Origin of the sequence: Georgenia soli, from assembly GCF_002563695.1 — a bacterium.
Lineage (GTDB): Bacteria > Actinomycetota > Actinomycetes > Actinomycetales > Actinomycetaceae > Georgenia > Georgenia soli.
On the sequence record NZ_PDJI01000004.1, the window covers coordinates 1,357,520 to 1,381,065 of the forward strand.

General features: G+C 66.2%; 21 protein-coding genes. 11 read left to right on the forward strand and 10 right to left on the reverse strand.

Annotation, left to right across the window (positions count from 1 at the left end; all coding sequences use genetic code 11):
- The first annotated feature begins 3 nt into the window (after positions 1-3).
- The 3 genes from ATJ97_RS07430 to ATJ97_RS07440 all read left to right on the forward strand — a co-directional run bounded on the left by ATJ97_RS07430 (position 4) and on the right by ATJ97_RS07440 (position 3,451).
- Positions 4-1,146: a glycosyltransferase gene (locus tag ATJ97_RS07430; protein ID WP_342746876.1), complete on the forward strand. Its 1,143-nt coding sequence runs from the start codon at positions 4-6 to the stop codon at positions 1,144-1,146.
- A 99-nt stretch (positions 1,147-1,245) separates the two neighbouring features.
- Positions 1,246-1,800 carry a DapH/DapD/GlmU-related protein gene (locus tag ATJ97_RS20535; protein WP_143426919.1) on the forward strand — a complete coding sequence of 185 codons (555 nt, stop codon included), beginning with the start codon at positions 1,246-1,248 and terminating at the stop codon, positions 1,798-1,800.
- 382 nt (positions 1,801-2,182) lie between these two features.
- The gene (locus ATJ97_RS07440; protein ID WP_170037222.1) at positions 2,183-3,451 is read left to right on the forward strand and encodes an O-antigen ligase family protein; all 1,269 of its coding nucleotides are present in this window, start codon (positions 2,183-2,185) and stop codon (positions 3,449-3,451) included.
- A 67-nt stretch (positions 3,452-3,518) separates the two neighbouring features.
- Here ATJ97_RS07440 and ATJ97_RS07445 read toward each other — a convergent pair whose 3' ends face one another.
- A complete protein-coding gene (locus ATJ97_RS07445; RefSeq protein WP_143426922.1) occupies positions 3,519-4,898 on the reverse strand; it encodes a hypothetical protein in 1,380 nt (459 codons plus the stop codon).
- Between the two features lie 366 nt (positions 4,899-5,264).
- Here ATJ97_RS07445 and wecB point away from each other — a divergent pair, with 366 nt between their 5' ends.
- Positions 5,265-6,323, forward strand: coding sequence for a non-hydrolyzing UDP-N-acetylglucosamine 2-epimerase (wecB, locus tag ATJ97_RS07450; protein WP_098485305.1), 1,059 nt, complete (start codon positions 5,265-5,267; stop codon positions 6,321-6,323).
- Between the two features lie 70 nt (positions 6,324-6,393).
- Here wecB and ATJ97_RS07455 read toward each other — a convergent pair whose 3' ends face one another.
- Complete coding sequence (locus ATJ97_RS07455; RefSeq protein WP_098483201.1) at positions 6,394-7,059, reverse strand: response regulator; 666 nt, start codon at positions 7,057-7,059, stop codon at positions 6,394-6,396.
- Positions 7,056-8,633: a sensor histidine kinase gene (locus ATJ97_RS07460; RefSeq protein ID WP_342746877.1), complete on the reverse strand. Its 1,578-nt coding sequence runs from the start codon at positions 8,631-8,633 to the stop codon at positions 7,056-7,058. The genes ATJ97_RS07455 and ATJ97_RS07460 overlap by 4 nt, the downstream gene beginning before the upstream one ends.
- A gap of 240 nt (positions 8,634-8,873) precedes the next feature.
- Here ATJ97_RS07460 and ATJ97_RS07465 point away from each other — a divergent pair, with 240 nt between their 5' ends.
- From ATJ97_RS07465 to rraA, 5 genes are read left to right on the forward strand one after another with little or no spacing between them, the layout of a single operon-like run.
- Positions 8,874-9,896, forward strand: a complete 1,023-nt coding sequence (locus ATJ97_RS07465) for a Bug family tripartite tricarboxylate transporter substrate binding protein (RefSeq protein WP_098483203.1) — start codon at positions 8,874-8,876, stop codon at positions 9,894-9,896.
- Positions 9,893-10,462, forward strand: a complete 570-nt coding sequence (locus ATJ97_RS07470; RefSeq protein WP_098483204.1) for a tripartite tricarboxylate transporter TctB family protein — start codon at positions 9,893-9,895, stop codon at positions 10,460-10,462. Before ATJ97_RS07465 ends, ATJ97_RS07470 begins: the two co-directional genes overlap by 4 nt.
- Positions 10,463-12,178: a tripartite tricarboxylate transporter permease gene (locus ATJ97_RS07475; protein ID WP_098483205.1), complete on the forward strand. Its 1,716-nt coding sequence runs from the start codon at positions 10,463-10,465 to the stop codon at positions 12,176-12,178.
- Positions 12,175-12,576, forward strand: a complete 402-nt coding sequence (locus ATJ97_RS07480) for a universal stress protein (RefSeq protein ID WP_098483206.1) — start codon at positions 12,175-12,177, stop codon at positions 12,574-12,576. The genes ATJ97_RS07475 and ATJ97_RS07480 overlap by 4 nt, the downstream gene beginning before the upstream one ends.
- Positions 12,577-12,581: 5 nt before the next feature.
- Complete coding sequence (rraA, locus tag ATJ97_RS07485; protein ID WP_098485306.1) at positions 12,582-13,049, forward strand: ribonuclease E activity regulator RraA; 468 nt, start codon at positions 12,582-12,584, stop codon at positions 13,047-13,049.
- 192 nt (positions 13,050-13,241) lie between these two features.
- On the opposite strand, the gene ATJ97_RS07490 is transcribed toward rraA, so the two are convergent.
- Genes ATJ97_RS07490 through ATJ97_RS07515 form a run of 6 tightly spaced genes read right to left on the reverse strand, consistent with a single transcriptional unit; the run spans position 13,242 to position 20,390 of the window.
- The gene (locus tag ATJ97_RS07490; RefSeq protein WP_098483207.1) at positions 13,242-14,615 is read right to left on the reverse strand and encodes a dihydroorotase; all 1,374 of its coding nucleotides are present in this window, start codon (positions 14,613-14,615) and stop codon (positions 13,242-13,244) included.
- A gap of 20 nt (positions 14,616-14,635) precedes the next feature.
- Positions 14,636-16,132 (reverse strand): aldehyde dehydrogenase family protein, encoded by a 1,497-nt coding sequence (locus ATJ97_RS07495; protein ID WP_098483208.1) that lies wholly within the window; start codon positions 16,130-16,132, stop codon positions 14,636-14,638.
- On the reverse strand, positions 16,125-17,126 hold the full coding sequence (locus ATJ97_RS07500) for an amidohydrolase family protein (protein WP_143426924.1): 1,002 nt from the start codon (positions 17,124-17,126) through the stop codon (positions 16,125-16,127). The genes ATJ97_RS07495 and ATJ97_RS07500 overlap by 8 nt, the downstream gene beginning before the upstream one ends.
- The gene (locus ATJ97_RS07505) at positions 17,123-17,764 is read right to left on the reverse strand and encodes a cysteine hydrolase family protein (RefSeq protein WP_098483210.1); all 642 of its coding nucleotides are present in this window, start codon (positions 17,762-17,764) and stop codon (positions 17,123-17,125) included. The genes ATJ97_RS07500 and ATJ97_RS07505 overlap by 4 nt, the downstream gene beginning before the upstream one ends.
- The gene (locus ATJ97_RS07510) at positions 17,761-19,071 is read right to left on the reverse strand and encodes an alpha/beta hydrolase family protein (RefSeq protein ID WP_098483211.1); all 1,311 of its coding nucleotides are present in this window, start codon (positions 19,069-19,071) and stop codon (positions 17,761-17,763) included. Before ATJ97_RS07510 ends, ATJ97_RS07505 begins: the two co-directional genes overlap by 4 nt.
- 38 nt (positions 19,072-19,109) lie before the next feature.
- A complete protein-coding gene (locus tag ATJ97_RS07515; RefSeq protein ID WP_143426926.1) occupies positions 19,110-20,390 on the reverse strand; it encodes an MFS transporter in 1,281 nt (426 codons plus the stop codon).
- 81 nt (positions 20,391-20,471) lie between these two features.
- On the opposite strand from ATJ97_RS07515, the gene ATJ97_RS07520 reads away from it, so the two are divergent.
- Together ATJ97_RS07520 and ATJ97_RS19455 are read left to right on the forward strand one after the other, a co-directional pair.
- Entirely contained in the window at positions 20,472-21,503 is a 1,032-nt protein-coding gene (locus ATJ97_RS07520; RefSeq protein ID WP_098483213.1) for an asparaginase, read from the forward strand.
- Positions 21,504-21,540: 37 nt separating this feature from the next.
- Complete coding sequence (locus tag ATJ97_RS19455; RefSeq protein WP_170037225.1) at positions 21,541-22,212, forward strand: GntR family transcriptional regulator; 672 nt, start codon at positions 21,541-21,543, stop codon at positions 22,210-22,212.
- A gap of 325 nt (positions 22,213-22,537) precedes the next feature.
- On the opposite strand, the gene ATJ97_RS07535 is transcribed toward ATJ97_RS19455, so the two are convergent.
- Complete coding sequence (locus tag ATJ97_RS07535; RefSeq protein ID WP_170037228.1) at positions 22,538-23,413, reverse strand: HAD family hydrolase; 876 nt, start codon at positions 23,411-23,413, stop codon at positions 22,538-22,540.
- Positions 23,414-23,546 lie beyond the last annotated feature (133 nt).

Sequence of the window (23,546 nt, forward strand, 5' to 3'; positions counted from 1 at the left end):
ACTTTGCACATCGCTATTCTTACCACGGCTCACCCATGGGACGACGTCCGTGTTCGAACCAAGTTTGCAGACTCGTTCGTCGCGGCTGGCGACCGAGTCACATGGATAGGACCCGATAAGGCATTCTTCGCCACGTCGCGGCACGGCAACATCCACTGGCGCCTTTGTCGCGCGAGGGATGGTAAAGTCGGTCGAATCGTTCAGATACCACGATTAGTTCGCGCAGCGATTCGCATAGAAGGTGCAGACTACTTTTACGTGCCAGACCCAGACGCCCTGCCTATCGCACTTCTTGCCGCAAGAGTAACGGGCTCTTCTGTAGTCTTTGATATTCATGAAGAGTTCCATGGCGGACTCCTGCAGCGCCTATTCGGAAAACGCCTCGGCTCTCTCACAGCACCTCTCGTCAAGTGGGCAATTTCCGCCTTAGCTGGCCGAGCGGACATAGTAACGGCTGTGAGCCGAACAATCCTCGATATGTACTCTGGCACTCACGCTGCACGCCAGGTCGTGCACAACGCGCCCCCCGCGGCCTTCGCTCGCGGAGAGCGCGGGAAGCGTATCGCTGACGGTGCGCCGATGAGGATTTTTCATGGGAAGGCACTCGCCACTAATGGCACGCCTCAAATTTTGGACGCCGCGGCTAAACTTCGCGGCCGGGACGCACAGTTCGTGATGATTCCGTACGGCATGCCTGGCGGCCCGGCTTTCTGGCCAGACTTTGAGGACGCACTTTCCTCTCGAGACGCCGAGGCAAATGTCGCACTTGCGGAACCCGTTCAGCATTCCCGCATCCCTGGCCTCCTCCAATCATGCGATGTAGGTATAATTGCTTACGGTCGCACTCTAGGCGAAAGCAGTCTTCCGAACCGCTTTTTCGAGTACATAGCTGCCGGCTTGCCCGTAATAGTGCCCTCATACGCCACCGAGATGGCTTCCATAGTTAAAGACCATCGCATCGGCCTAACTGTGGACGCCGAGGACCCGGAGAGCATCGCTGGGGGTATCGTCTGGATGCTCGAGAACCGCGAAGAAGCGATGAAGATGGGAGAACGAGCGCGGGAGCTGTTCGTCGACCGGTATTCCTGGGAACCGACGTTTGCGCGCCTACGCCGATTCATGTCTGAAACTCGGGCAGGTCGTTAGCCGCACCGATTCGGCACGAATTGTGCACTTCCCTGCGAGCGTTCCGGCCGCATATAGACGCCGCTGCAATTTACCCAACACAAGCATTGGACTCAAAACGTGGCTCTGGACAGAACCGGCATCCTATACCGGAGATTGCGCATTGTCCGAAATTTCGTCATGCGGACACTGAAGAGACGCTCGAAGGTGCAACCATCGGCCTTCGTGCACGTTTCATCGCATATCGCTAAAGATCTCGTCGCCGAAGAATATGTGTTCGTTGGAAAGAACTGTGAGATCGGGCCGCAGGTTCGTCTTGGTAGATATACGATGCTGGCGAGCGCAGTGTCGATTATCGGCCAAGACCATGTTCACTCCGATCCCAATGTTCCAATTCAGTTTTCCGGGCGCCCTGCACAATCAGAGACCGTCATCGGTCGCGACGTCTGGATCGGACGTAATGCCATCATCATGCGTGGCTTGATTATCGGAGACGGCGCCATCGTAGGCGCTGGTTCTGTTGTTACGCGAAACGTACCGGCTAGGGAGGTGTGGGCGGGCGTCCCGGCTAGGAAACTCAGAGATCGTTTTATGGATCCTGCTGACGAGGCTGCGCACCGAGCTATGGTTGCTGGGCCGATCCTGGAACCACGATTCGCTCAACCTCAGACGTGACAATGGTAACGGGCTCTCGTTGCAGTCGTTCTGCACCCCTTAGGTCCTTCCATATTGGGGCCCAGGCGAGGCAGTCGACCGACACGTCTTGACGCACGCAAATCCTCTGGCCGCTGGTTCCGGCATCGAGCGTCCCTTGCGTGCCGTGGCATGGAGCGCAGGGGTGCCGGTGCAAAGAAGATTGGGGATCGCACCGATCCGCTTCGATTAGGAGCAGGGGTCGAATGGATTTCCGCACGCAACCCGTCCACGCATTTTCCGGATTCTTCTCGCCCGCCAGATGCGCGGGGCTTAGAACGCCGCCCAACCCTGGCGATTGTTACCGTCCTCGCACTGTGCGACGTGATTGGAGACCATGGTCCATCGGATAACGGGTGCCGTCGTGGCGGTACTCGCAACAGCCAACCTCTTCGTGCCAAACGTAGGTGGGAGCGTACTGACCGATCCGACGTTGATCACGCTTGGCATTGCCACATTGATGGCGGCACACGTCTGGTTCAGCGACCGAGGGCTCATCGGCGCACCACATCTTCCGCTCGTTGGCGTCGCCGCCTCATTCGTTCCGGGCCTTCTAGCTGCCGCCAGCAACGACTACGGGCAGAGTAAGGCACAAGGTCTCGTGATGACTTTCGTCATTGCATGGGCCGCCTTACAGCTTCTGCAACAGCCGAAAGCTCGATTGACATTCCTCTGGACGCTAGCTCTCTGCGGCATCGCCGTCTCAGCGGTTCTGCTGCTGTTCGGCGAGGTCGACAGTTTTGCGGGGCGGTCGTCGGTGTCCGGGCTGAATCCCATCGGTCTCGGTCGCATGGCCGCACTCGGTGCGCTACTAACCGGAGTGGCGGCAGTATCCACCCAAGGCGCCAGGCGGCTCTCTCTCCTCGCTGTTTGTGGATTCACGACTTACTCGGCTGCCACAACGGGTAGCCGTGGCCCGATTCTCGCGGCGGCTATCGCCCTCCTGCTCGCTACCCTTGTAGGACGCCGGTCCGCTTCTAGACTCACCCGGGCCTTCGGCGCTGGCGCCGTGCTCACGCTCGGATACGCGCTACTAACGAGCACCGCGACCGACGCGACGGCACGAATTTTCTCAGACGACAGTTCAGGGCGCACCCAGCTCTGGAGCGAATCCCTTACCGTGGCACGCGAACATCCCGGCGGGATTGGATTCGGCAACCTGTACGGCCACATCACTCCACCGCCGTGGTCACTTTCGACCGGTTATACGGAGTACAGCCATAACATGCTGCTCGAAGCAGCCGTCGAGGGCGGCTGGGTAGCCCTTGCTGGGTTGGTGCTCGTGCTCGTCATTTCGCTCAAGGCACTCGTCAGTCAAGTCACGTGCCCTAACGGCATCGCCATGCTAGCGGTGTTCGTCTTTTCCGTGGCGAACGCATCGGTGTCGTCCGATCTGGTCGGGAACCGCCTCATGTGGGTGATGATCGGCGCTGGCTTAGCGCTCCGCCTGAGGCGACTGGTACCTCGGCTTGGCCGTGTACACATCGATCGTCGATCGAGGCCCCCGTCGCCTAACGAATTGGTAGCAGCGTCTCCCGCTCTGTTCTCACGTAACGTTGCAGGGATGAGGCTCACAGTGGCCGGCACATCACCGTGCCCTTCACGTCCCTGTCCCGGCACCGCCCTGCTGTAGGTCGCTTGACGAATCCAGGCGTCGGGCGAACATTTCGGATGGTCAAGGACGGGAGTCCGGTTCGGGGCTAAGTGGTGTTCGCCTCACGGCGAGTTATTTCATCCGCCTCGCACGCTTCGCTACGGCGAAAGCGAGACCGACTTAGTCCCCAGCCCGTCCGAGGAACTGTCGCCATGAGGATCATGGCAGCGAGATAACCGCCCGTTAGGAGACTAGTGAACGCCCCGGAGTTGACGGTGGCTAGCGTGGGAACCAGCAGGATAATCGATGTGACTGCGATCGGAAGGTCACGACCAGTAGCGTCGAGCAACCTAAGGATAACAATAAGGATAACGGTCTCAATGAAGATTCCGGGATAGCCCAGGTTCGCATAACCGTCCGCAATGAAGTTCGCATTTGCCGACGTCTCTGCGCTTCCAGAGAATATGGTTCCCACCAGGAACGCGGGACTGACGCTGTAGGGGTAGTCCACAATTCCGGCTAGAAAGCTGTGCCCCCACATCGCCTTCGGCCGGTCATCGAAAACCAGGATATGGGCCGCACTCAACGTCCCAGGAGTAAGTAGTAGCCGGTTAATGAAAATCTGTGCGTAGTACAGGGAGCCCTGAAGCCAGTCGATTGCTAGCGCCAGCCCAGCGGCGCCCATGACCCCACCGAGGAGCGCCGCCCCCCGTAGGCGACCCTGCCACCGGTGAGCCAGAGCGAGGCCGACAAATGCCGGAATTGACAAGAGCACCAACTTGTAACCCGTAACGGAAAAGATTAAGAATTGCCCTAACGCGCCAACAAGGACCATCCCGAAACGTTTCGCGTAGATCCCGCGGGCCACGATGATCGGGTTGATAACGTTGCTCTGCAGCAATATAAGATAGGCAAGCATACCACCACTCACTTGTAATTCGTCCCGGTAGGCGAAGCGGAGGTCTTGAACGTCGCCGAGCGCCACGAACCGGAGGGTTAGCCCAGTCGTCATGAACATATAACCGTAGACGCACACCGTAGTTGCGGTGATAACGAACCAAACCACATGGGGCGGAACGATAATTCGGACTTTCCAAGGACGAGGCCTGATGCCGAACACCAGGACGATGAAGGCGGCCCCCGCGACAAACGTCAACTCAAAGGCCTGTTCAACCTCAATGACGTCCGCATAGTGCGGCACAAGCATCGTTGGTGCCGCAACCATAAGGTATAGAAGCCACACCACGAACTCTGATGGCCGGCGCACCCGCCAAGGTAGGCATAAACCAAGCGCCACAGTTAGTAGGATCGCGACGGCATAGGCAATGATGTCTGGTTCCCTGTACCGCTGCCCAAGATAGTCAAACGCCGGCGCAATTTGGAACCGGTATACCCGGTGCAAGAGCCATGCGTACGCGAGCACAAGCACGTTCACACCGACATAGCGGCCAAGCCCTGACAGTCCGCTTGCTGCCCGTCCGGTCACCCGCCGAAGTGTAGGTGCACACGTTCGGATGGGCCACTAAGGCGGCTCTAGCCGAACGGAAGATCATCCGCACAGCGCCGACTCATCCGGCCACGACTCCAGAGACGTCCGTTCCGGAACAGCAGTCGCTGAGCCAAGCCAAGACCAACGGTCCGGGGTGAATTCTTTGACTGCCCTCATCCCGGCAACTTCCGAACGTGGTGACGTCTCCAACAGTTCTGTTACCGACCGCGCGTCTACAATGACGGTAACTCAAACGTTAAGGACGGGAACATCCCGAGGGCGACACCTTGTCGACGAGTATGGCGGCACTGGTCGTCATGCGCACTGGCCTTCGTGTGCCGCTCAGTTCGGTACCCTGTGAAGGTGAAAATTCTCAGTGTTGTCGGCGCTCGGCCTCAATTTGTCAAACTCGCCCCAATCGCGAGCGAGGCAGCGCAGCGCAATCACGAGCATGTCATCGTTCACACAGGACAGCACTACGATCCCCGTTTGTCCGATGTGTTTTTCACCGAGCTCGGCATCCCGGCTCCTGACGTGCACCTTGGTGTGGGCTCGGGGAGCCACGGCAAGCAGACGGGTGCCATGCTTGCCTCGCTCGACGATGTGCTCGAGGAGCACCAGCCAGACTGGACAGTGGTGTACGGAGACACAAACTCGACGCTGGCCGCCGCATTATCGGCAGTCAAACTGCATCTCCCCGTGGCCCACCTTGAGGCTGGGCTCCGGTCGTTCAACCGACGGATGCCTGAGGAGCACAACCGGATCCTCACTGATCACGCCGCCGATCTACTGCTTGCGCCCACGCAGGTAGCTGCCGACCACCTAGCTGCTGAGGGGCTTGCAGATCGGACTCGAGTCGTCGGCGACGTCATGACGGACGTGCTGCTCGACGTTCGGGCCCGTGTGGGTGACTCTTTCCCAGAGTTCTTATCCTCGCAAGGCCTGGCGAGGTTCGGGTATTACGTCGCTACAATCCACCGGGCAGAGAACACCGACAACGCCGAGCGGTTGCGCGCCATCCTCAAGTCCCTCGGACAGGTGAACCTTCCAGTGGTCCTCTACGCCCACCCGCGCCTCGTCGCTAGAGCGCGGGACCACCAAGCGGACTTGAATCAAGGCAATTTGCTCGTGCATCCGCCGGTTGCGTACCCCGATCTGGTCTCTGCGGTTCTGTCGGCTCGTGGTGTCATCAGCGACTCCGGTGGGCTACAGAAGGAAGCCTTTCTCCTGCGCGTGCCGTGCACGACGGTCCGGACAGAAACGGAGTGGGTAGAGACGGTTTCTCTGGGCTGGAACGAACTCGTCGAGCCCGGTGAGGCTCTGCTCATTTCTGCTCAACGCCCACGCCCCGCCGATACCGACGCTTCGCCATACGGTGACGGAAATGCCGCTGGACGGGTGTTGGACGCCTTCGAAGCCTGAGGTCAGTAGCAGCCGCGGCATAAGTGGCCCGGCACCAGCCACACCAAAGCCGCCAGCGGGGCACCTAGAATCACCTCCCCACGTACCTTCGCTCGGGCCGGCCGACCTCGCCGTACCGCAGCCGTACCTCCGCGCGGCCGGTGTCGGTGAGGTGCTCGAGGTAGCGCCGCGCGCTGACCCGCGAGATCCCGGCCAGCTCGGCGGCCTCGGCGGCGGAGAGGTCGCCTCCGGCGTCGGACAGAACCTGCGCGACCAGCTGGAGCGTCTCCACACTCAGCCCCTTGGGCAGGGTCGCCGCGGTCGTCCGCGGCGCGGCGAAGAGCCGGTCCACCTCCGTCTGTTCCGGCACCTTCCCCTCCGGCAGGGCGCGATGGGTCTGCCGATAGTGCTGCAGCCGCTCGCGAAGGTCGGCAAAGGTGAACGGCTTCATCAGGTACTGCACCGCCCCGCCGCGCACCGCCCGCTTGACCGTCTCGGCCTCCCGGGCGGCGGTGACCACGATGACGTCCATGTCCGGCGCCGCCTCTCGCATGCCGGCCAGGATGTCCAGGCCCGAGGCGCCGGGCAGGAAGACGTCGAGCAGCACCAGGTCCGGCTGCAGCCGCGCGGCGGCCTCGAGCGCCGCGGCCGGGTCGTGCGCCACCCCGACCACCTCGACCCCCTCGCACCGCTTCACGAACCCCTCGTGGATGCGGGCCACCATGTAGTCGTCGTCGACGATCAGCACGCCGATCACGCCGCCACCTCCCTCTTGCCCAGCCGCGCGGTGAACACCGCGCCGTCGTCGTTGTGCACGGCCACGTCCCCGCCGCGCCGGCGGCACACCAGCCGCACCAGCGCCAGCCCGTAGCCGCGCCCGCCCGCCTGGTCCGAGCCCTTCGTGGAGTACCCGGAGCGGAACAGCCGCTCCGCCGTGGCCTCGATCCCGGGCCCGGAGTCGTGCACCCGCACCGTCACCGCCTCCTCGTCCTCGGTCAGCTCGACCGCGACCAGCTTCTCCGGCGCCCCGGCCACGGCGTCGAGCGCGTTGTCCACCAGGTTCCCCACCACGGTCACCAGATCCCGGGAGAGGTCCTCGTCCACCCGCGCCACCGCCGACTCCTCCGCCAGCACCAGCCGCGCCCCTCGCTCGGCGGCCAGGGAGTCCTTGGCGATGAGCAGCGCCGCGATCGGCGGGTCCGAGATCCGCGCCGTCACCTGCGTGTACAGGGTGTCGCGGTGCCGGCTGACGCCCTCGACGAAGCGCACCGCCTCGTCGTACTCCTCCAGCTGCAGCAGCCCGGAGATGGTGTGCAGGTGGTTGGCGAACTCGTGCGTCTGCGCCCGCAGCGTCCCGGTGGTGCGCCGCGAGGTGTCCAGCGCCCGCTCCAGCGCCTTCATCTCCGTGCGGTCGCGCATCGTGGTCACCGACCCGATCACCGCCCCGTGGGAGCGCACCGGCATCCGGTTCAGCGTCAGCAGCCGCGGGCCCACCACCACCAGCCGGTCCCGGGTGGCGTCCTCGGTCAGCGCCTCGCGCAGCTCCGGGTCCGCCGTCAGCTCCGCCAGCGGGCGGCCGACGGCGTCCGGCGGCAGGGCGAGCAGGCGCCGTCCGGCGTCGTTCAGGAGCGTCACCCGCCCGGCGGTGTCCAGGGCGACGACGCCCTCGCGGATGCCGTGCAGCAGCGCCTCGCGGTGCTCCACCAGCCCCGCGATCTCCGTCGGCTCCAGCCCGAGGGTCTGCCGCTTGACCCGGCGGGCGAGCATGGTCGAGCCGATGACCCCGATCGTCGTCGCCAGCCCCACGTAGACCAGCAGGCTGGGGCTGGCCAGCGTGAGCCGCTCGGTCACGTGGGGCAGCTCCCGCTCTACCCGGGCGACGCCGACCAGCGCCCCCTCGTCGTCGAGCACCGGCACCTCCGCGGCGACGGCGGAGCCGGCCACGGGGCCGACCCAGGAGCGGGCGGCCGGGACCTCGGGGCGGTCGTCGTGCAGGGGGTCGCCCACCTCGGCCGGGCGGGAGGACGCCAGCACCGTGCGGTCGGGGCGCATGAGGACGGCGACGTCGGAGCCGGAGACGGTCCGCACCGTCTCCCCCACCGCGGCGAGCGGGGCGCTCCCGCCGGGCAGCGCCGTCGGGACGAGCATGCGGACGGTGGCGTTGCCGGCGAGGTTCTCCGCCGCGGACAGCGCCCGCCGGTTCTCCGTGCGTTGCAGCTGCTCGCCGTGCTGGGCGAAGGAGAGCACGCCGACGGTGAGCACCACGAGGGCGACGATGACGAGCTGGAGCACGAGGAACTGCCCGGCGAGCGTCATCCGGCTCCTGCGCATGCCCACCTCCTCCTCCGGCCGCCCGCGGCCCGTTCGATCTGCGACGTCGCGCGGCCGGCGTGGCTCCGCCCCGTCGCGCGGCCACATCGTCGCACCCGGCGCGGCCCGCCGGGGCGCGCGGCCGCCGTCCGGTCCGTGACCACAAAGAACTCAATGACCGCTGCGACCGCAAGGGTGGGTCCGGCTCCGCCGTCGTCCATGATCGTCCCCGTTCCTGCCCCCTCGACGAAGAGGCCGACAATGACCCGTTCGACGTTCCGAATCCCCGCCCTGCTCGCCGCCGCGGCGCTCGCGCTGACCGCGTGCGGCGTCACCGGCAGCTCCGACGCCGAGCCCGCCGCCGGCGGCGGCACCACCGGCGCCGCCGAGGCCGAGCCGCTGACCGACAAGCGGATCATGGTCCCCAACTCCGCCGGCGGCGGGTACGACCAGACCGCCCGCACCGCCGCGCAGATCATGGAGGAGACCGGCATCTCCTCCGGCCTGGAGGTCTTCAACCTCGAGGGCGCCGGCGGCACCGTGGGCCTGGCCCGCACCGTCTCCGAGTCCGGCAACGGCGACCTCGCCATGCTCATGGGCCTCGGCGTGGTCGGCGCCAGCTACACCAACGAGTCCGAGGCCACCCTCACCGAGACCACCCCCCTGGCCAAGCTCATCGAGGAGCCGGGCGCGATCATGGTGCCCGCCGACTCCGAGTACCAGACCATCGACGACCTCGTCGAGGCGTGGAAGGCCGACCCGGGCGGCCTCTCCGTCGGCGGCGGCTCCAACCCCGGCGGCCCCGACCACCTCCTGCCCATGCAGCTGGCCCAGGCCGTCGGCATCGAGCCCTCCTCCGTCAACTTCGTCACCTTCGACGGCGGAGGCGACCTCCTGCCCGCCATCCTCGGCTCCAAGCTCGACTTCGCGACCTCCGGCGCGGGCGAGTTCAAGGACCAGATCGAGACCGGCGAGATCCGCGTGCTCGCCGTCTCCTCCGAGGAGCCGGTCGAGGGCATCGACGCCCCCACGCTCACCGAGTCCGGCATCGACCTGGTGTTCACGAACTGGCGCGGCATTGTCGCCCCGCCGGAGATCGAGGACGCCGACCGCGACGCCTGGATCGCCGCGCTCGAGCAGATGCACGCCTCCGAGGAGTGGAAGCAGGCGCTGGAGACCAACGGCTGGACCGACGCCTTCATCACCGGCGACGAGTACGCCGACTTCCTCGCCGAGCAGGACCAGCGCGTGGCCGACGTGCTGAAGGAGCTCGGGCTGGCATGAGCACCGCGTCCATGAGCGGTGCCGGGGCGGCGGGCGGTCAGCCGGCCGCCGCCCCGGCCGGCACGGGGCCCGGCGCAGGGCGGGCGTCCGGGCGCGCCGAGCTGGGCGTCGCCGTCCTGCTCGCCGCGCTCGGCGCGCTGATCCTGTGGGACACCGCCGGCCTGCACGCCCCCTACTCCCAGGCGGACCCGGTCGGGCCCAAGGCGCTGCCCAACATCGTGGCCGGGCTGCTGCTGGCGTGCGCCGTCGTCCTCGCGATCGACGTGCTGCGCGGCGGGCGCGGCGAGGCCGAGGGCGGGGAGGACGTCGACCTCACCCACCCCACCGACTGGCGCACCGTGGTGCCGCTGGTGGCCGTGTTCGCCGCGAACATCGTGCTCGTCGACACCCTCGGGTGGGTGCTCTCCGGCACGCTGCTCTTCTTCGGGTCCGTGGTGGCCCTGGGCAGCCGGCACTACGTGCGCGACCTGGTCATCTCCGTGCTGCTCGCGCTCGGCAGCTTCTACGGGTTCTACCTGGGCCTGGGCATCCTGCTGCCCGCCGGCCTGCTGGAGGGGGTGCTCTAGATGGACGTCCTCAACGCCCTCGCCGAGGGCTTCCTCACCGCGGCCACCCCGATCAACCTGCTCTACGCCGTGATCGGCGTGCTGCTCGGCACCGCCGTCGGCGTCCTGCCGGGCCTCGGCCCGGCCATGACGATCGCGCTGCTGCTGCCCGTCACCTTCGCCCTCGAGCCGACGAGCGCCTTCATCATGTTCGCCGGCATCTACTACGGCGGCATGTACGGCGGGTCGACGACGTCGATCCTGCTCAACACCCCCGGCGAGTCCTCCACGGTGGTCACCGCGATCGAGGGCCACAAGATGGCCAAGGCCGGCCGCGCCGCCCAGGCACTGGCGACGGCGGCCATCGGCTCCTTCGTGGCCGGCACCATCGGCACCGCGCTCCTGGCGTTCTTCGCGCCCGTGGTGGTGCGCTTCGCCGTCGAGCTCGGGGCGCCGAGCTACCTGGCGATCATGCTGCTCTCCCTGGTCGCCGTCACCGCGGTGCTCGGGAAGTCGCGGGTGCGCGGGTTCTCCGCCCTCGCGCTCGGGCTGGCGATCGGGCTCATCGGCCTCGACCCGGTGACCGGGCAGTCGCGCCTGACCTTCGGCGAGGCCCAGCTGGTGGACGGCATCGACATCGTGGTGGTCGCCGTGGCGATCTTCGCCGTCGGCGAGGCGCTGTGGGTGGCCGCGCACCTGCGCCGCTCGTCCGGGTCCGTGATCCCGGTGGGACGGCCGTGGATGTCCAAGGAGGACTGGGGCCGGTCCTGGAAGCCGTGGCTGCGCGGCACCGCGTACGGGTTCCCGTTCGGGGCCCTGCCCGCCGGCGGCGCGGAGATCCCCACGTTCCTCTCCTACGTCACGGAGAAGCGGCTGTCGAAGAAGTCCGAGGAGTTCGGCCGCGGCGCCATCGAGGGCGTGGCCGGGCCCGAGGCCGCGAACAACGCCTCGGCCGCTGGGACGCTCGTGCCGATGCTGGCGCTCGGTCTGCCGACCAACGCCACCGCCGCGATCATGCTCGGCGCGTTCATCCAGTTCGGCATCCAGCCCGGGCCGCTGCTGCTCGAGCGCGAGCCGCAGCTGGTGTGGGGCCTGATCGCCTCGCTGTTCATCGGCAACGCGCTGCTGCTGGTGATCAACCTGCCGCTCGCGCCGGCGTGGGCGAAGCTGCTGCAGATCCCGCGGCCGTACCTGTACGCGGGCATTCTGTTCTTCGCCACGCTCGGGGCGTACTCGGTGAACCTGCAGACGTTCGACCTGGTGCTGCTGCTCCTGCTCGGGGCGCTGGGCCTGATGATGCGGCGCTTCGGGCTGCCCGTGCTGCCGCTGATCATCGGCGTCATCATCGGCCCGCTCGCGGAGCGGCAGCTGCGCCGGGCGCTGCAGCTCTCCTCCGGCAGCCCGTCGGGGCTGTTCGACGAGCCGCTCGCGATCGTCATCTACGTGCTCATCGCGATCATCCTCGTCTGGCCGTTCATCGCGGCGGGCGTGCGCAAGGCGCGGGGCACCACCGGCCCCGGCCTCCTGGCCGAGGCGATGGCGACCACCTCCCCGTCCCACCCCTCCCCCGGCGAGCCCGCCTCCCCCGGCGAGACGTCAAGTTCTCCCCGAGAGGTCACGAACTCCGAGCCCGCCTCTCCTAGCCCCTCCCCCGGCGAGACGTCAAGTTCTCCCCGAGAGGTCACGAACTCCGAGCCCGCCACCTCGACCCAGACCACACCCACGGAGAAGAGATGACGATCGTCGTCGGCTACATCCCGACCCCGGAGGGGCACGCCGCCCTCCAGCACGCCATCACGGTGGCGCGGAAGGAGGAGTCGCTGCTCGTCGTCGTGAACTCCTCCCGCGGCGAGTCCGCGGCCGACCCGCGGCTGCTCTCCGAGGAGGAGATCGGCACGGCCGAGCAACAGCTGAACGCCGCGGGCGTGGAGCACCTGCTGGTGCAGCCCTCGCGCGGGCGGTCGGCGGCGGACGAGGTGCTCTCCGCCGCGGACGAGCACCGGGCGGAGATGATCGTCATCGGGCTGCGTCGCCGGACGCCGGTGGGCAAGCTGCTGCTGGGGTCGAACTCGCAGCGCATCCTCCTTGAGGCGCACTGCCCCGTGCTCGCGGTCAAGCCGGACGGTGCCGCGTGACGGCGGTGGTCGGCACGGCCGACCTGTACGACGAGTACGAGGAGCGCCTGCAGTCGTGTGACCTGCAGCTGCGTCAGTACGGCGGGCGGCGGGTGTTCGCCGGCCCGATCGTCACGGTGCGGTGCTTCGAGGACAACGCGCTCGTGAAGACGGTGCTCGGGACGCCCGGTGACGGGCGGGTGCTCGTGGTCGACGGCGGCGGGTCGCTGCACACCGCGCTGATGGGTGACCTCATCGCCGGCTCCGCCGTCGCCAACGGCTGGGCGGGCGTGGTGATCCACGGTGCCGTGCGCGACGTCGCCGCGCTGGCCGAGCTCGACCTGGGTATCAAGGCGCTGGGGTCGAACCCGCGCAAGAGCGCGAAGACCGGGGCCGGTGAGCGGGACGTCGTCGTCTCGTTCGGCGGGGTGTCGTTCACGCCGGGCGCACGGCTGGTGAGCGACGACGACGGGATCGTGGTGCTGCCGGACTGAGGACGGAGCTTCAGCCCAGGCACCGACCCCTCGCCGGGGCTGGTCCAGCTTGAGGAATCCTCCGGCGTCGGACTCATCGTCCGCCCAAGATGACCTTTTCGACGCCTGCCAGCACAGCGGGAGTGGTGCGAGCCCAGCTCGCACCACTCCCGATTGCCACGCCCAGCTGAACCCGTGACGTTGTATCGGTGGTTAGTGCACCGTTGCTCCCTCATGCGCTCGGCTTCCGGCACCACGCAAGAATTGGCCGCCTCGCTCGTCCGCAGGGCGCCCCTCGGCCGCCACCAACTCACCGCGTAGGTAGGTGCCCACGGCTCGCCCGGTAACGGTGCGGCCCGCGTAGGGAGTCCATCCAGCCTTCGAAAGAACATCGGCGTTGCGCAGTGTTCGAGTGGCTGTGGGATCGACCAGCACGATGTCGGCATCTGCGCCCGGAAGAAGGCTGCCCTTGCGGGGCCACAGACCGTAGGCGCGGGCGGGAGCCTCGCTGTACACCCGAACTACGTCCTCGTACGAAAGGTGGCCGCGCGCGACGGCGTCGAGCAGAAGTGAGAACGTGCTGTCCAAGCCGGGGAGGCCGAAGTGGACGTTCCAGATGTCTCCCGCGTGCTTCTGCTCCAGGGTCGATGGCGCGTGATCGCTGGAGATGTGGCTCAGCGCACCCGACCGCAACAGGCGCCACATATCCGCCTCGTCCTCGTCAAGCCGCGCCCTGGCTGGAGGAGTGAACTTGCGCAGAGGTCCCTGCTCGAGGACCTCGTCCTCGCGCAGGAGGAAGTATTGCGGACATGATTCGACACCGATCTGAGCCCCACGTGCCCTCTCCGCCGCGATGTACTCGGCGACCTCAGGGTTGCTGACGTGGGCGATGGTCGCCCTGGCTCGCGTGCGCCGTAGGAGAAGAGCCGCAACGGCTGCTGCGACCAGTTCGGCGTCGCGGTTCCGCCAGTCGAGGAGGATGCCCGGGTCGTCTCGTCCCTGTTCGCGCAACAGCTCCTCGGCGGCCTCGGTGAGAGACTCATCCTCGCAGTGGAGCAGGCTGGTTGCGCCCGCTCGCGCCGTGGCCTGAAGGTGGGTCTTCAAAGCTGCGACGCTATGTCCAGGCACGCCGTGAGTCGTACAGGTGAACACCTTGAAGAATGCCACGCCAGCTGCCCAGAGGTCATCGACAGCGTGGGCGTGACCCGGCCAAGCGTGAGCTGCTAGTCCGAAATCAATGTTCGAGCGCCCACGCAAGTAATCGATCTTGGCCTCGAGGTCCTCGACGGTCCGGACTGGCTGGCCGTGACTGTGCTCGATGATCGTCGTTACGCCGGAGACCGCCGCAGCGCTGGTCCCGGAGGGGAAGTCTTCACGCTCGGTGCTTCCCGGATCCATGAGGTGAACATGGGTATCCACGCCGCCGGGCATAAGTAGAAGCCCGGCCGCGTCGACCGACTGTTTTGCAGTCGGTCGGTCCCGCCCGACGGAGAGGATGCGGCCGTCCTGCACGGCAACGTGCGCCGGCGCTCTCCCGTCAGGTGTCACGACAACGGCGCCGGTGATCAGCAGGTCAACTTCAGGCACAGCAGTCTCCTTCGGAGTTGTCAGGAGTAGCGCAGGTCCTCGACTGTGGCGAACCAGTCGAACGGTTGAGATGAGGTGTTGACGATGACGCTCTGCGGCCGCGTGTAGGCGTGGTAAGCCTCGAGTCCGTTCTCCGACCCGATCCCGCTGTCCTTGGCGCCGCCCCACGGCGACGCGGGGTCGATGCGATGATGATCGTTGACCCATACGATGCCTATGTCGAGGTCTTGGCTCACCCGCACAGCCCTGCCCACATCCCGGGTCCAGACCGAGGCAGCGAGACCGAAGGGAGAGTCGTTAGCCTGACTGACGGCGTCGTCCTCGTCCTCGAACGGGGCGACGAGGGTCACCGGACCGAAGACCTCCTCGTACCAGAGGTCCTGCCCGCGGGATACGTCGGCGACAACTGTCGGCTCGAAGAACCAGCCGCTGCCCAAGCCGTTGTCCTCCGGGACCTGCCCACCGCACAGGATGGTGGCGCCCTGCCGACGGGCACGGTCGACGGCGTCCGCGACCTTAGTGCGCTGAGCCTCCGACACCAGCGGACCGACCTGGGTCTGCAGGTCCATGGGGTCGCCCAGCGCGAGCTTCTGGGTGCGTTCCACCAATCCGTCCACCACGTCGCCGTAGACGTCCCGGTGGACAAGGACTCGCGCCCCCTGGACGCACGTCTGACCTGAAGCGATGAATGCGGCGAAGAGGGCGCCGGCGACGGCCTGGTCGACGTCTGCGTCGTCGAAGACGAGGACAGGAGCCTTGCCGCCGAGCTCGGCCGTGACCGGTATGAGTGCGCGTCCGGCGTTGGCGGCGATGACACGCCCGGTCTCGGTCCCTCCCGTCACATCGAGCTTGTTCAGTCCTCGGTGCTCGCTGAGCGCCCTCCCCGTCGTCGCCCCGAAGCCGGTGACGACGTTCACCACCCCCGGCGGGACGCCAGCCTCCTCAAGCAGGAGGGCCAGGTGGTGCGGCACAACAGGGCCCAGCTCACTGGGCTTGATGACCAACGAGTTCCCGGCCGCCAAGGAGGCGGAGACCTTCTTCATGGTAATGAGCAGAGGGTGGTTCCACGGCGTGATGAGTCCGGCGACGCCGAGGGGGACGCGGCGCACGATGTTCAGGTGCCCGCCACCGAACTCGGGCACAGTCCCCTCGGCGGTCTGAGCGACCGCGCCGAAGTACTCCAGCCACTCGGGCAGACGGCTTAGCTGGGCGCGCATCTCGCGCAGCGTCCGCCCGATCTGCAAGGTCTCCAGGCGCGCGTACTCGTCCACGCGGTCGGCGAGCAGGCCAGCAGCACGGTTGAGGATCCTCGCCCGGTCGCGGGGTCGCATGTCGCGCCAGCGCCCGTCCGCGAACGCAGTTCTGGCGGCGGTGACGGCGGTGTCGACGTCGTCGGCAGTGGCGTGCGCGACGTCGAACAGGTGCGCCCCGGTGGCCGGGTTCCGCACCACGAAGGTGCCTCCGTCCGCCGCGGGTACGTCCGCGCCGTCGATGTGCAGTTGCACGGTCTCAGCCATGGTCGGACTCCTTCAGGTTGAAGATTCGATCGGCGTTGCAGTGGGCCACGGCCTCAAGCTCCTGATCCCCGAGGGCAGCCCCGGCCAGCTGGTCCTCGAAGCTCCCGCCGCCCATGTCGAACGGTGTGTCGGTGCCGTATAAGACACGGTCTGGGCCGACCTGAGCAATCAGCCATGCGGTCGCCTCTGGCCGGTGAGTGAGCGTGTCGTAGTGAAATCGGCGGAGATACTCGCTCGGAGCCTGCTTCGGTGCCGCGGCCTCGGAGCGCACCCGATGGCCGTGGTCCAGGCGGCCGATCTGGTACGGCAGATGTCCGCCGCCGTGGACTAGCACGCAGTCCAGTTCTTGCAAGTCATCAAGGGTGCCGGACAGGATCAACCGCGACGCGGCGACCGCCGTCTGCCAGGGATTTCCCTGGAGATTGGTCAGGTAGTAGTCGTCCAGCTCGGGTGAGCTACCCACGTAGTACGGATGCAGGATCAACGGGACGCCGAGCTCGTTCGCCGCGGCGAGCACCGGCCGGATGGCCTCGCTCTCGAGCGGTACCCCCTCGCAGTGCGGCCCGATCTGTGCCGAGGTCATCCCGTGCTCCCGGATGCACCGGCGCAGCTCGGCCACGGCTGCGTGCGGATCCTGCAGCGGCAGAGTCGCGACGGGTGTGAAACGGTCCGGTGCCTCGGCAGCCATCGCCGCGACAGCATCGTTGATCACCCGGGCGGCATCTACGGCGGCGGCCGCTTCGATCCAGTAGAGGAACAACGGTGGCGCGACAGAAAGGAGAGCGTGGTCGACGCCTGTGCCGTCCATGACCGCCAGCCGGGCCTCCACGTCGTGGAACGCGTCCAGGAACGGGTACCGGTATCCCTGACGATGGACAACCCACGACCTTCCGCCGTCGTTCTCTAGGCGGATGCCGTCGGGCGCGCTCCCGGAGCGCATCATCTCCACGATCGCCGGTGGAATCACGTGAGCATGGACGTCGACCACTCTCACAGCGCAGCCATCTCCTCGTCGAGCGCGGCCACGACCTCATCTGTGGTGCCGACCCAACCGAAGGCCTGTCGGATGACTGCGAGGGCAGCAGTGTGCAGGGCCGGGTCCATCGTGTCCACGCACTCCTCGACCACGATGGCGGTGTAGTCCCTCGTGTTCGCGGCAACCGTGGTGGCCAGCACGCAGCTGTTCGTATTGACGCCCGTTAGGAACAGTGTGTCGATCCGCAAGGACCTAAGCGCATGGTCGAGGTCGGTGGCCGCGAAGCAGTCGTAGCGCTTCTTGGTGCTCACGACGAGGTCGTACCTGGGGTCGTAAACCTCCGCCATGAGCTCGAGCCCAGGGCTGCCGGGGAGCTGGTGGTTCAAGACGTTCGCTCGGGTGGCGTCGGTCCCGGCGACGGCGGACCACCACGGATTCGAGGCGATCTCCTCCACCGAGCGGTAAGAGGTGACTACGTGGATCACCGGGATGCCGTGCTCGCGGGCCGCCTTCAGCAGGCGGGCGTTGGCCTGGGTCACGCGTTCCGCCTTGTCGGCTGAAAGCGGCATTGTGGCGACCGCGGGGTCGAGGTGGCCGCGGTGCATGTCGATGGTCACCACTGCCGGCCTGCGGCCGTGGAGGGTGGGGAGCGTCATGCGAGCTTCTCCTTCGGGTGCGGACGGCGCTCAATGGCGCCGCTGGGCAGGACGTAGTCGACGTAGTCCTCTGCGGGCTCGCCGTTGACGCGGTCGAGCAGCCAGTCCGCCGCATACGTGAGCCAGTTGGGCCCCAAGGCGACCGAGGGCGTGGGCAGTGACAACGCGTGGCGACCCTGCTGGTAGACGAGCATCGGTGAGGGGCTCGCGCAGTCGCGGGCGAGGTCGTAGCTGTGCTCGATCGGCGAGAGTTCGTCCTCATCACCGGCGATGACGAGCCAGGGCATCTGCATCTTGCCCATGAGGGGGCGGAGGTCGATCTCCTCGGTCATAGCGTCGAACGCCTCTTCGTCGTACTCGAGGCCGGACATCCACATGTACCTCGCTTTGAAACTCGGCGACGCCATCTCGAAGATCATGTGGCCACCGGGCTCGTGGCAGACGAGCCCAACCACTGCCGCCTTCAGGTCGGGCTGCGTCGCCGCGATCTGGGACATCCAGTACGAACCGAATGACAAACCAAATCCGACCGTCCGGTCGTTGTCGACCTCTTCGCGCGAGCAGCACCATTCCATGACAGCCTCACCGGCGTCGATCCACGCGGTAGGGGTGAACTTCACTCCGCGGATGGGCGCCTCGCCCTGACCCGGGCCGTCGAAGGAGAGCACGGCGAAGCCACGCTGGAGGAACTTGTCCCCGTAGAGGTTGACGTTGAGCTCCTTGGGAGCGTCCATCCCGCCGCAGGCGATCACGGTCGGCACAGGGCCTCCCGAATAGCCCACAGGAAGGTGGAACCACCCGGGGATATATCCCTCTCCGAACGGGATTTCCACCCGCTCGACGTGGTGATCCGCGAATTTCGCGTAGCGGGAGAAGCAGTGGTTCTTCCTGTCGTCCAGTTCGACAAGCGCAGCGGTGTCCTCCCAGATCGGCCACTCGGCCGTCGCGTAGAGCAGCGCGGCGTGGAAATAGTGCTCCCGGGCAGTGACCTGCCGGCCGGCGGCCTCTGCCGCCTCCGCCTTGGACTGCCGCAGCTGAGCGAGCTCGATGAAGACGGGCGTGATGTCGGCGAACTTGTGGATTCGGGACTGCGCGACGCGGAAGTCGGGTGTCGCGTCGATGCCCATGGGGCGCAGGGTGTACGCCACCCGGGGCTGGTCCCACTCCAGGCCGTCGGTACGCAGCACGGAGTCGATCACCCAGCGTTGGTCGTGCCACCGTCGTGGTCCGGACTTCCCGGTGATGTTGCGGTTTCCGCGGGTTGTCGTCGGCTCGGCGGTCGTCGACGCAGTGGGTCGGGGGGTCATCTGGGTCTCCTTTGGCTCAGTGGTAGGGACGGCGAGGTTCAGTGGTGCGCGGCTACGCGTGCGTTGGAGAACTTCTTGACGTCGACGAACGCCAGGGTTGCGACGCCGATAAGAGGCAGGATTGTCAGCTGCCAAAGTGCAGCACCGCCCCAACCGGTCGCAGCGACGAGCGCAGAGAAAAGGTATCCCGCGATAGCTGCAGGGATGTAGAAACTCGCAACGTACAGCCCTGAAGCCCTACCTACCATGTTGGGTCGCACTGCACGTTGCATTGAGGAGTAGATGTTCACGAACATGAAGCCGCTCGCGAGGGCGCCCTCGGCAAAGGACAACGCGACCTGCGGGCCGAGCGACGTGGGGCCGTTGAAGAGCAGGTATCCGACCACCGCCCCAGCGAGGAGCGCGGCGATCATAAGGTTGCGCTGGTTGAGACGGTCTCCAAGCCAGCCTGCCGGCAGTCCCATGAGCGCACCGATGCCGAACATGCTCGCGGCGAGGCCTGCGTCGCCACGACTAAAGCCGAGCTCCTCCTGCAGGAAGGTTGGGTAAAGGCCGATGTAGCCGTACATCGCCACACCAACCACCACAGCGGTGAGAGCCAGCAGCAGCAGATTCTTGTTGTAAAGATTCTGCGGCATGTGGTCGAAGCCCTGCGCGACAGAAGTCTTGGATTCCACCTGCTCGGTGAATCGTTTGCTCACGGTCAGACGGATGACAACCAACAGGACAATGCCAACGCCGCCGTAGATGAAGAAAGGTGCACGCCAGTCCCCGAATGACGTCGCGAACTGAGCACCCAGCAACGGCCCAAGGAAGCTGCCGATTCCGTAGGCGAAGTTGAGGCTGCCCAGTGCCAGCGCACGGTTCGCGAAGAAGTAGGCGCCCACGGCCGAGAATAGGGCGGCGTTCTGCATGGCCTCACCGACGCCCGAAAGAGCGCGGTACGCGAACATGTCCCAGTACCCCACGGCGAGCGCAGTCAGCACCGTAAACACCGAGAAGATCGCGATCCCAAGCAGGATCACGCCTCGGCGAGACATCTTATCGAGCAGGTAGCCGGTCGGGAGCCCCGCCAGGCCGATTCCCAACGTGAAGATCGTGGCAAGGAATCCGCCCTGCCCGAGCGAGAAACCGTACTCCGTGCGAATGTCCGGCAGGAGGACCGGGAAGACCTGACGGTCCATAGCATTCAGGACGTAAGACGCCCCTAGGACGGCGAGAGTGGCCAGAGCGACCGTCTTGGTCAGGCGTGCTAAACCGCCCGGTGTCTGCACCTCTTCTGATGGCGTGACTCTGCTGCTTCGGTTGCTGCTGCTCACGGTTCACCTCTTCGGGGAGTGGGCTTCCTTGCCGAGACTGCATCCTATAAAGTGCAGGGTGCAACCTGTCAAGGAGGTCACATGCATCTTCCCCACGTCGCCGTCGGCTCGCTCGGGGGCACCATCACCATGACTCGACGACCGGCAGGCCAGGGCGTACTGCCGACTCTCGGAGCTCAAGAGCTCATCGCCGCTGTGCCACAGTTAGCCGAGATCGCACACATTGAGGCGACGACCCTCGCCTCGCTGCCGGGAGCCTCGCTGTCTTTTCATGATCTGATCGCCGCACTCGAGTGGGCGGAAGCGGCCGCCGATGGCGGCGCGTCCGGCGTTGTGCTGATCCAGGGCACCGACACCCTCGAAGAGACCGCCTTCTTTCTCGACCTCTTCTGGGATCGAGAGGAACCCCTTGTGATGACCGGCGCCATGCGCCCGCCAGCCACGCCCGGCGCAGATGGTCCGGCGAACCTTCTGGCCGGGGTCCTCACCGCAGTCTCGCCTCTCTCGAGCAATGCCGGGGTGGTGGTCGTCATGAACGACGTCATCCACGCGGCCAGCCGAGTCCGAAAATCAGACGCCACCGGGACGAATGCATTCACCTCCCCCAGCTTCGGCCCACTGGGGCGGGTGCACGAGGGAGTGGTCACATATGGCAACACGCACGCGCGCATAGCGAAGCTTCCACGCCCCGGGCGCGAGATTGCTGCGGCTCCTCGCGTCGCCCTGATCGAGACATGTCTGGGCGACGACGCGAGGTTGCTGCAGTTAGCGCTTCAGGACGGCTACGACGGCGTCGTCGTCTCTGCTTTCGGCGCCGGACACGTGCCGCGCGCACTCGCGGATGCTATCGAGGCCGCGACGGAACAGGTTCCAGTGGTGTTCGCATCGAGGACTGGCTCGGGCTCGACCCTTGCCCACACCTACGGTTTTCCAGGATCCGAGAGCGACCTCCTCCGGCGTGGCGCGGTCTCCGGCGGCTGGCTCGACGCACGCAAGGCTCGGCTGCTGCTCTGGGCTCTGCTGGCGACCGGTGTGGCGGCAGATGGCGTGGCCGCCCAGTTCGAGCAGCGCAGTGGTTCCGTCCTGGCACGCACGGCGGATAATTTGCGTTAGAGGCTTCGACGACTGTGATGGATTGGGGCGAGAACCAGTGACTCTGGGACGACTTGAGGTTGCGCCGCGAGCAGCTACGGCATACGACCACGTTCGCGCGACTCTCAGGGCGGGGGTCCTAGACGGGACGCTCGCCGGTGGCGCCCGCCTTGTCCAGACCGAGCTAGCCGCGGCACTCGGCGTAAGCACGACGCCTGTGCGGGAAGCCTTGCGCGACCTGGCCAAAGAAGGCCTTGTAATCTTTGACGCCCACAAAGGAGCCCTCGTACGCCCACTGAACTTCTCTGAGGTCCGGGAGATCTACGAGCTGCGCATAGCCCTCGAACCGCTGATGGTTGCGCGGGTCATCGACCAGTTGACGGCAGAGCAGCTGGGACGGGCGGAGGAACTTCGCACAAAGATGGAGGGTGAGACCGACACCGGCGCGTGGGTCAATCTCAATCGTGACTTCCATGCGATTTTCAGCGAACCTGACAAGGGCAGCCGTCTTGCGGACATCCTGGGAAACCTCCGTGACAGCGCCGCCCCTTACGTAGCCCTGTCCCTCAACGCCCGGCCGGCGCAGACGGACCAGGCGAACTGCGAGCACGCCGAGATGCTGGACATGTATCGGCAACGAGATCAGGCTGCCGTAGTCCGGCTTACCGTCCAGCACCTGGAGTCAACACTTGTGGTGATCGAAGAGGCCCACGCCAAGGGCGTTCTTTAGAGGTAATCAATAGTCGCTAATGACGCTGCAGTGCTACCGGCACTACATGCGGAACCAACTCATGCGCACATTTTGCAGGTTCACGCTTAACGCGGCGCGTTCCCACACCTTCTGACCCGCGCGCAGGAACACCGCCCGAAGACGGTCAGCCGACCGGGCGACTTCTCATAGCTTCATCTGCCCGGCCAACTCAGCCGCTTCGGCAGGGGCGCCGCCACCCTCATGGGAGGGGCGACGAGCGATCGACGTCACTGCGCCGGCCCGTTCCCCGCGGCTGGGACGCGGTGGGGCTGGGGAGGAGGATCCGCGGGTGTCACTCGACGAGCTAGTCCTGCGCCGCCATCCTGCTGAGCTCCGAGATGCGGCCCCCGGCTCGAAGGTGGTCCTCGAGCACCTGTGCCACACCGTCCTCGCCGGCCGGAGGCGCCAGGTGGGTCGCCGCGGCAACGGCCGCCGGATGCCCACCTTCCATGGCGTAGCCGCTGCCCGCCCAGGTGAGCATCTCGACGTCGTTCGGCATGTCACCGAAGGCGATCACCTCCGACCGGTCGACGGCCAGCGAGTCCGCGAGCGCGGCAAGCGTCGACGCCTTGGAGACGCCCAGGGGGCCGAGCTCCAGAAGAGCCAGCCCTGTGCTCGAGTGCGTGGGCGCCACCAGGTCTCCGACAGCATCCCTGCCTATGACGAGGAGTTCGTCGGGCGTGAGGCTGGCACTGATGGCGACCATCTTGATGATCGGCTCATCGTCCAAGAGGTCCTCTACACGGGGAGCCTCAGACTCGGGCGCGACAGAGCGCGGAGCGAGCCCCTCGGCCCGGCCGCGACCGCGACCGCGACCGCGACCGCGCACGTTGCGGTATCCCGACTCCACCCGGAGTGAGTACGGCGTCTCGATCGCGAACAGCACGTCCGAAAGCCGCTCTCGCAGGCGCTCCACCACCCGGTGGACGGTGGGGACGGGAAGGCGGTGAACGGTCACCACCTCGTCGGTGGCGGCGTCGATGACGATCGCCCCGTTGGCGCAGATCATCGTGCCCCGGAAGCCCGTGGCGTCGAGGATCGGAGGCATCCATCGCGGCGGCCGTCCCGTCACGAGCGTCACGTGAAGCCCGGTTCTGACGCACTCGGCCAGCGCGTCACGCGTTCTGGCGGAGACCGTCCCCCCATGGGGGACGATGGTGCCGTCGATGTCGGTCGCCACCATCCGAATGGTGGGCCCGAAGACATTGTCCGTCTGCAAAATTCTCCTTGTCCGGCGGACTCTGCAGTGTCCCATGGCCAGTAGCCGGTCAGAAATTCCCGTCGAACGATTGCCTGACGGTGCGTGCAAACAT

What these genes read in the sequence shown, in the direction of transcription:
- ATJ97_RS07460 (WP_342746877.1), bottom strand. Translation starts at nt 8,633, where the DNA reads ATGCGCAGGAGCCGGATGACGCTCGCCGGGCAGTTCCTCGTGCTCCAG.
- ATJ97_RS07465 (WP_098483203.1), top strand. Translation starts at nt 8,874, where the DNA reads ATGACCCGTTCGACGTTCCGAATCCCCGCCCTGCTCGCCGCCGCGGCG.
- ATJ97_RS07470 (WP_098483204.1), top strand. Translation starts at nt 9,893, where the DNA reads ATGAGCACCGCGTCCATGAGCGGTGCCGGGGCGGCGGGCGGTCAGCCG.
- ATJ97_RS07475 (WP_098483205.1), top strand. Translation starts at nt 10,463, where the DNA reads ATGGACGTCCTCAACGCCCTCGCCGAGGGCTTCCTCACCGCGGCCACC.
- ATJ97_RS07480 (WP_098483206.1), top strand. Translation starts at nt 12,175, where the DNA reads ATGACGATCGTCGTCGGCTACATCCCGACCCCGGAGGGGCACGCCGCC.
- ATJ97_RS07495 (WP_098483208.1), bottom strand. Translation starts at nt 16,132, where the DNA reads ATGGCTGAGACCGTGCAACTGCACATCGACGGCGCGGACGTACCCGCG.
- ATJ97_RS07505 (WP_098483210.1), bottom strand. Translation starts at nt 17,764, where the DNA reads ATGACGCTCCCCACCCTCCACGGCCGCAGGCCGGCAGTGGTGACCATC.
- ATJ97_RS07510 (WP_098483211.1), bottom strand. Translation starts at nt 19,071, where the DNA reads ATGACCCCCCGACCCACTGCGTCGACGACCGCCGAGCCGACGACAACC.
- ATJ97_RS07520 (WP_098483213.1), top strand. Translation starts at nt 20,472, where the DNA reads ATGCATCTTCCCCACGTCGCCGTCGGCTCGCTCGGGGGCACCATCACC.